We start from the raw sequence: 7,433 nt of genomic DNA on the forward strand, positions 1-7,433 counted from the left end.
AAGCGATCGTTCAAGCCTTTAGTCAGATTACATTGCGAGACATCCATCACTGGTTTACCCATTGTTGCTATTGCGATACCCCTTTTAAAGAGCCTACCTAGTCATCCATGCTGTACCTCATTCAACTGAAACCCGCTATAACCAGATTTAGTATGAGAGCGCATTTTATTCATTAGCTAGATTTAAAACCTGATTATACAGTTGCTCTCTCATCCAAAATCCAGAAATACGCAAATGGTCAAGTAATGGTTTAACTTGAGCAATTAACCCCTTACTTTTAGCTTCAAGTAAAACTCCTAATACTCCGGTAAACTCAATCCCTAGACGTGAAGCAACAATTCTACCTAGACGTTCATCTATTAACAGAAGTTCGGCGTTTATTTCAAGAGCAAGAGTAATTGCTTCCGCCTCCCCTCTATCGACTTCAAGATTAAGATTTTCGACAAGTTTTGTATTGGTTATATTTTGTTTTTTGAACCAAGACAAGGTTTGAACTTCTTGACTTCCGGCGACGGGAACGGTAGTCAGTTCTCGATAAACGGCTTCAGGAATAATGATGCTTTCGTAGAGTTGCTGTAGTAAATTTAGCTGATTGACAGATGCTAAATTGTTAATGGGTGAGGTATTACTAACCACTATCATAATCTGCCTAGTTTGCCTAAGGTCTTGACATCAGCATCTAAGTCTTCAAGGTCGTAATGAAGAGGAATTTGGCGACTTGCTAGTAAACTTTGAAATTGAAATTGATTCATTTCTGCTAAATTACTAGCCTGTCCAAGCGTCAGCTTTTCCTTTTGAAAAAGCATGATGGCAATTTCTTGTTTTAGCTCAGATTCTGACATCCGAGTTAGGGATAAAATTTCATCAGAGATAGTAAGACTCATGATTTTTCTCCTGAACAATAACATTCCGATTAACAGTTAACTTTCACTTCTGATCCAATTCCATATTAGCAAAATGTTCCATTAGCATCCATCCGAAACAATCCCAAACCCCTGAGATGGCTTCATACTGGCAGTAGGACTATAGGACTATTGTAGTGTGCGTGTTTGCGCGTATTTAAAGGAAGGCAGCAGCTTTATTCGATTTTTCTGAACTAGAAGATTGAGAAGCTTGGTTAGGATCTCCCGGAAACTGAGCGCTCCCCAGTAAAACCGGGGAAGGAGATATATATTTTTTTACCTACCTGATACTTTTTAACAGATTAACTATCTCATCGGGGAATCTTTGCTGTAATTCTTCATCGGATAATCGCAACAACAGAATCATAAAATTTTGCCTTACTTTTTGGGTATCGGGATGATTTTCGCCTAATCTTTCTTGATAAATAGCAATAGCTCTCACATACAACGGTTCCGCTTCTGCGTATCTGCCTTGCGATTGGTATAATACCGCTAAATTATTGAGACTGGCAGCAACATCGGGATGGTTTTCTACTAATAGCTGTTGTCTCAGAGAAAGGGAGTGCTTATAAAAGGGTTCCGCTTCTGCGTATCTGCTTTGACATTGGTACAATCCTGCTAAATTATTGAGACTGGTAGCAAAATAGAGATTGTTTTCTCCTAATAGCTGTTCTATCAGAGAAAGGCCTCTCTTGCACAAGGGTTCTGCTTCTGCGTATCTGCCTTGCGATTCGTATAATAACGCTAAATTATTGAGAATGGTAGCAAAATAGAGATTGTTTTCTCCTAATAGCTGTTCTATCAGAGAAAGGCCTCTCTTACACAAGGGTTCTGCTTCTGCGTATCTGCCTTGCAATTCGTATAATACCGCTAAATTATTGAGACTTTGTGCAACATCGAGATGGTTTTCTCCTAATAGTTGTTCCCTTAGAGAAAGGGAGTGCTTATACAACGATTCTGCTTCTGTGTATCTGCCTTGGCATTGATATAAGAGTGCTAAATTATTGACACTGGTAGCAACACTAGGATGGTTTTCTCCTAATCGCTGTTTTATCAGAGAAAGGGAGCGCTTACACAACAGTTCTGCTTCTGCGTATCTGCCTTGGGATTTGTATAATAGTGCTAAATTATTGAGACTGCTAGCAAAATAGAGATTGTTTTCTCCTAAGCGAGATTGGATTTCTTCACAACATTTTGTTAAGGTAGCTGCTGCTAAATTATATTCTCCCTGTCCCTTATAAAACGAAGCTACCCCAAGAAACACCCGACTTAAATTATCTTCCAGGTTGGGAATATCATCTAACATGGTTTGACTGACAAGTTGCAGATGGGGAATTGCGGGAGTTACCGCTGCAATAATCTCCCTTGTGGGGGTTTGCGGGATATTTTCGGCAATGGTTAACAAAGTTTCCACAAAAGCGCATCGATAAAGAGAATTTATCTCAGGAATTTCCTGTAATTGCCGTTGAAAAAATTCTCTCACGAGGGGATGAATCCGATAAAAAGAATAGTCCTCATCCACGGGTTGCATCAGATGAGAATTATCCAATTGTCCCCGCGCTTCTTCTAGTTCGCTTTCGGTAATTTCCGTGGATTTTGCCGTATCTTCTAGCAACGTCCAAGCAATAGCCACCGGTGCGAATAAACTCAACAGCATTGCCACTTTTTGAACAGCAGAACTTAAATCATCCCAACTGATTTTAATTGCGGCTGCTACCCCTAAATGTCCATAATCTCTGTGGTTTCTTTCCTTAGTTAAAGCAGTATGAGCTAAATTTAATTTATCGCGTAAATGGCTAAACTTTAAATGACGATTTTTCGCTAAATATTCCCCCACCAACTCCACTGCTAAGGTTAAGCGTCCTAAAATTTCGTGACAAATCTGTTCTACTAAAGCTTTTTCTTGCTCAACTTTAGCAGTACCAACAATTTTGGTTAATAATTCCACACATTTATCTAAGGGTAAAACATCTAAAGCTATAGACTCAAATTCCGTACTAAGACACCTTTCCCTAGTGGTGACTAATATCTTAATACTAGAATCTTTTGGTAACATTCGATCGGGAATTCGGTCGATATTGGGGACATCATCGAGAATTAATAATAATTTTCCCTGCTGAGGTAGCCAATTTTGCCAATACCAGTCCACTTGTTTTTCTAAAGATTCTTTTTTCAATATTTCTGGTAAAGATAGATAGGGACCAGCTAATTTAACTATTTCTTCTGCTAAACCCGATAGTCGCAAGGATAACCAATATTGTGCCGCGTATTCCTGTTGGTATCGTTTCGCATATTCCAAAGCTAAAGCGGTTTTTCCTATTCCCCCTAACCCTTCCACCGCACAAACAATCACCCCTTGTTCTGTTTGCAATTGCTGATGAATTAAGGTTAACTCATCTTCCCTCCCGACAAAATTAACCGTACTTTTGCCCACATTACTAGGGATAGAGGGAATACTTACTTTTTTAGCCGATTTATCACCCCTGCAATCACACGATTAAATGTGGGAAAATAACGCTTAAAAGTTGACTCAGTATCTAATTCCGCTTCGTAGGTCAGGGAAACAAAAGGGGGTATAGTAGATAGGGCCGCTTTTAATTTGGCTGCTGCTGATCGCTCTGGTTGATTGAGTTTAGCCAGAATTTGGTTTAATGATTCTAAGATTTGTACAGAAGCAAGTTCAGGGGGTGGTTCTGCGGTAATTGCCGTCAATTCTGTGACAATTTCTGCTACCATTACCTCGGCATCAGGAAAGGACGATTCTTGACTCTCGCTGGCGATTAAATCCCATTTTTCTCGTTCAAAATCCCGAATTAGTCGGCGTAAATCTTCGATCTGCTGCTTGATCCTAACTTGTTCTTCCGGTCCGATTATAACTAAAATGTCTCGCTTTCCCGCTAATTGTTCTTTCAAGCGTTGAATATTTTTATCGAGATTTTGTAATTCGTCAGTAGCCATGGGAAAATAAGCTTAAATTAGCCAATTAATTCAATTATGATCTAAGTAGGTAGGCGTTAAAAGTTGTCAGATACCCCCCTTATCAAGGGGGGACTAAGGGGGGATCGGCACCCCCCTTATCAAGGGGGGCAGGGGGGATCGAACCTAAAATCGATTTTTAATTTAATTATAACCAGCTACTTATCCATCTAGAAATGTCATTCCTGTGGCTGTCCCCCACTCCCCAACACCCAACCCCTCACGGATCGCTGAAAAAGCCTAGCTCAATCTGGAAATTTTGATTATGATCATTAGTAATTGACCTTTATTTGTGATATAGATTCAAAGGAGAGACACGGTGTCCACAGAAGTCATCGAAAAGCGTTCCACAGCGACAATCCGTAAACCAGCACCGCGTTATCGCGTTTTACTCCACAATGACGACTTTAACTCGATGGAGTATGTGGTTCAGAGTTTAATGCAAACGATCGCCGGTATGACGCAACCCCAAGCAGTCGATATCATGATGGAAGCGCACACTAATGGTACGGCCTTGGTGATTACCTGCATCCAAGAACACGCGGAATTTTACTGTGAAACCTTGAAAAATAAAGGTTTAACCAGCAGTATCGAACCCGATGAATAAAAGATTGCGGGTAATTGCCACTTACCCAGTCCCCCTGCGACTGGGAATTTTTATTTTGCTCTTACTTTTTCTCTGGTTGCCGATCGCACTTCCCCTCTATCACTTTTTTGCCACTAATGCTAATCTGGTCTCAATTTTGACCCTTTCTGTTCTCTATCTGGAATTTTTGGGGTTATCCCATTGGTGGGGACGGACAATTTATGGCGATGAGGGATTAGCCGATTATGGGTTGATTTGGCGAAGAAAAACGCTGATCGAGTTAATTAACGGGTTAGCGATCGGTCTATTTTTCACTTTCTCGCTTTTTCTGTCCCAAGGGTTCCTAGGTTGGTTAAATTTCTTACCCGCAAATCCCCAGATCAGCAAAATCATCCTGGAGGGGTTTTTAGTCGCTTTAGCGGTGGGTTTTGCGGAAGAATTGCTATTTCGGGGCTGGTTACTGGGAGAATTAGAAAAGGATTATCGTCCCGCTATCGCTCTAGTGATTAGTGCCTTAATTTTTGCTCTTGCTCACTTTATTAAACCTTTAGCCGAAATTATCCGCACTTTTCCCCAATTTCCTGCCTTAGTCTTGCTAGGATTGGTTCTCGGTTGGGCAAAACGCGCCTGTGGTGGTAGTTTGGGTAAAAGTATCGGTCTGCACGCGGGTTTAATCTGGGCATACTATATATTAAATGTGGGTCAGTTAATTAAATACACTGGTACTGTTCCCGATTGGTTAACTGGAATCGATAAAAATCCTTTAGCGGGAGTGATGGGTTTACTTTTCCTGACAATTCTCGCTATCTGGATCAGAAAAAAAGCAGTTTTGAGTGAACGATAGGGGATTAAATCAATTACTATAAAGGGGAAATTGCCCATGAGAGTTATAGCCGATGAATCGATTATTATCTTTTCTAGAATATCGCCCGCGTTTGCGTAATATCCTATCTTTTTGTTTCTCTCTTATCGTCATGCTGTTGATCGGTGTAGGCAAAGTCACAGCACAAGATTTAAATAATTCTACTCTGGATTTAGTTGCTAATCTCTGGATGTTAATAGCCGGCTCGTTAGTATTCTTTATGAATGCGGGTTTTGCCATGCTGGAAACGGGTTTTTGTCGTACTAATAACGCCACTAATGTCTTAGCTAAAAACCTAATTGTCTTCTGTGTTTCTGCCTTGGCTTATTGGATGTTTGGTTTCGGTTTAATGTTTGGCAATACATCAGCACTAGGGAATAGTTTCTCTGGTGATACAGGATTTTTCTTGGAAATTTTAACCCCTAATAATCAATACAGTCAATTCCAAGAACTGTGGACAGGTCGTTCAATTGCCACTTTATTTTTCTTTCAATTAACTTTTGCGGGAACTGCGGCGACCATTGTATCGGGAGCAGTGGCAGAAAGGGTTAAATTTTGGGCATTTTTGCTATTTAGTTTCTTTTTAGTTGCTTTTTCTTATTCTCTGACAGGACATTGGATTTGGTCATCGGAAGGATGGTTATATAACTTATTTAAGTTTCGAGATTTTGCCGGTTCAACGGTGGTGCATTCGGTGGGAGGAATGGCCGGATTAGTGGGTGCTTGGTTGCTAAAACCGAGAGATGGACGTTTTGGTTATAATCGCAAAACCGATAGTTATGAAGAAAAAGAAAGAGGAAATTTTGCTCCCCATCAGTTAGGATTTGCAACCCTTGGTTGTTTCATTCTTTGGTTAGGATGGTTTGGTTTTAATGGTGGTTCGGCGGTAAATTTGGATAATGTCCCTATGGCAATTACTACCACGATGATTGCCGCTCCCGCTGGGGGAGTTTTGGCATTAATTCTTAATCCTTTAATCGGTCGCAAGGCCAGTTTATCCACAATTATTAATGGCATTTTAGGTGGGTTAGTGGGGATCACGGCATCATCAGGTTATGTTGATATCAGATCAGCTATTATCATTGGTGGCATTAGTGGCATTATTGTCTTATTAGGAGAAGAATTTTTAATTAAAACTAAAGTAATTGATGATCCAGTGGGAGCAATTCCAGTACATCTTTTTTGTGGTTTTTGGGGAACAATAGCGGTGGGGTTATTTAGTAATAAAGATGCGAGAGAATTTGCCAATGGATTAACACAGGATAGTCCTATATCTCAAGTCGCTTTTCAATTTTTTGGATGGATTGTAGTCATGGCATTTACCTTTATTTTTAGTTTAATTCTCTGGCTAATGATTGGCAATCTCCTCTACTATATGCAAGTAATTGTTTTACGTCAAAAGAACCCACAGGTTAATTCCTCTCCTGTTGTCAGGAGTCAATCCTTCAATGTTTCTGACCTATTCTTTTTATTTTGGTCACGGGGAAGGGAAGGAATCCGAGTATCATTACCCGAGGAATTAACGGGTAGCGATGGGGTATTTAGTGATTGAAAAATTAATGTTTATTCAATAAGTTTTTGGCAATTTGGATTATCTTGCAAAGCTCGATCGATATCCGATTTCCAAGTTCTGTCATTATACCAACGTTTTGCCCAAGATTGAGCTTCTTTAAAGTTATCAGAAGATGGGGGGATTTTGCACAAAATTTCAAAACCACCTTCTCTACCCGGCACATCAGCGACAAAATTATTTTTAGCTAGTCCTATTGCTTGCTGAATTAACCTTAATTCATTTAATTGAGTCCCACACTTTTCAGGAAACTGATCACTTTGTTTACTTTTCAATTCTTGCAGTTGTTGAATAGTCCTGTCTAAGCTGATAGTAAAATCTCGTTTGGCACAAATTTCTGGAATACTAGGTGAGGGTGTCACCACAGGAGTTTTTGGTTGCCCAAATGACCAAAAAGTGGCTCTTCGGTAATTGTTATGCAATGGACGGGGGTTATAAGGGATGGAACCCTTATAGAGAAAGGCATTTAGCGATTTTTGTCAATTGTTTTTGCTCTAGAGCGAACTAATCAATTAAGTCTCTTGCCAGATAAGGATT

Annotated in this window: 7 protein-coding genes and 1 pseudogene; 3 read left to right on the forward strand and 5 right to left on the reverse strand. The window is 40.0% G+C overall.

All coding sequences use genetic code 11. From position 1 onward, the window contains the following. Window positions 1–165 precede the first annotated feature (165 nt). The 4 genes from PX481_RS23890 to PX481_RS23905 form a co-directional block, all read right to left on the reverse strand. Window positions 166–642 (reverse strand): PIN domain-containing protein, encoded by a 477-nt coding sequence (locus PX481_RS23890; protein ID WP_002760063.1) that lies wholly within the window; start codon window positions 640–642, stop codon window positions 166–168. Then, window positions 639–884: a UPF0175 family protein gene (locus PX481_RS23895; protein ID WP_002760064.1), complete on the reverse strand. Its 246-nt coding sequence runs from the start codon at window positions 882–884 to the stop codon at window positions 639–641. Before PX481_RS23895 ends, PX481_RS23890 begins: the two co-directional genes overlap by 4 nt. A 298-nt stretch (window positions 885–1,182) precedes the next feature. Next, complete coding sequence (locus PX481_RS23900) at window positions 1,183–3,336, reverse strand: tetratricopeptide repeat protein (RefSeq protein ID WP_288096414.1); 2,154 nt, start codon at window positions 3,334–3,336, stop codon at window positions 1,183–1,185. Between the two features lie 23 nt (window positions 3,337–3,359). Continuing rightward, window positions 3,360–3,860 (reverse strand): hypothetical protein, encoded by a 501-nt coding sequence (locus PX481_RS23905; protein ID WP_002760066.1) that lies wholly within the window; start codon window positions 3,858–3,860, stop codon window positions 3,360–3,362. Between the two features lie 337 nt (window positions 3,861–4,197). Here PX481_RS23905 and clpS point away from each other — a divergent pair, with 337 nt between their 5' ends. From clpS to PX481_RS23920, 3 genes are read left to right on the forward strand one after another with little or no spacing between them, the layout of a single operon-like run. After that, window positions 4,198–4,485, forward strand: a complete 288-nt coding sequence (gene clpS / locus PX481_RS23910) for an ATP-dependent Clp protease adapter ClpS (protein WP_002738526.1) — start codon at window positions 4,198–4,200, stop codon at window positions 4,483–4,485. Continuing rightward, a complete protein-coding gene (locus tag PX481_RS23915; protein WP_288096416.1) occupies window positions 4,478–5,308 on the forward strand; it encodes a CPBP family intramembrane glutamic endopeptidase in 831 nt (276 codons plus the stop codon). Before clpS ends, PX481_RS23915 begins: the two co-directional genes overlap by 8 nt. 52 nt (window positions 5,309–5,360) lie before the next feature. After that, window positions 5,361–6,878 carry an ammonium transporter gene (locus tag PX481_RS23920; protein WP_288096418.1) on the forward strand — a complete coding sequence of 506 codons (1,518 nt, stop codon included), beginning with the start codon at window positions 5,361–5,363 and terminating at the stop codon, window positions 6,876–6,878. Between the two features lie 11 nt (window positions 6,879–6,889). On the opposite strand, the pseudogene PX481_RS23925 reads toward PX481_RS23920, so the two are convergent. Then, window positions 6,890–7,291 (reverse strand): annotated as a pseudogene (locus PX481_RS23925) (AAA-like domain-containing protein); the annotation flags it as partial. Window positions 7,292–7,433: the final 142 nt, after the last annotated feature.

Source organism: Microcystis sp. M53603_WE2, from assembly GCF_030065435.1.

Coding starts and splice junctions, on each gene's coding strand:
- PX481_RS23920 (WP_288096418.1), top strand. CDS start 5,361: ATGAATCGATTATTATCTTTTCTAGAATATCGCCCGCGTTTGCGTAAT.
- PX481_RS23905 (WP_002760066.1), bottom strand. CDS start 3,860: ATGGCTACTGACGAATTACAAAATCTCGATAAAAATATTCAACGCTTG.
- PX481_RS23895 (WP_002760064.1), bottom strand. CDS start 884: ATGAGTCTTACTATCTCTGATGAAATTTTATCCCTAACTCGGATGTCA.
- PX481_RS23890 (WP_002760063.1), bottom strand. CDS start 642: ATGATAGTGGTTAGTAATACCTCACCCATTAACAATTTAGCATCTGTC.
- PX481_RS23915 (WP_288096416.1), top strand. CDS start 4,478: ATGAATAAAAGATTGCGGGTAATTGCCACTTACCCAGTCCCCCTGCGA.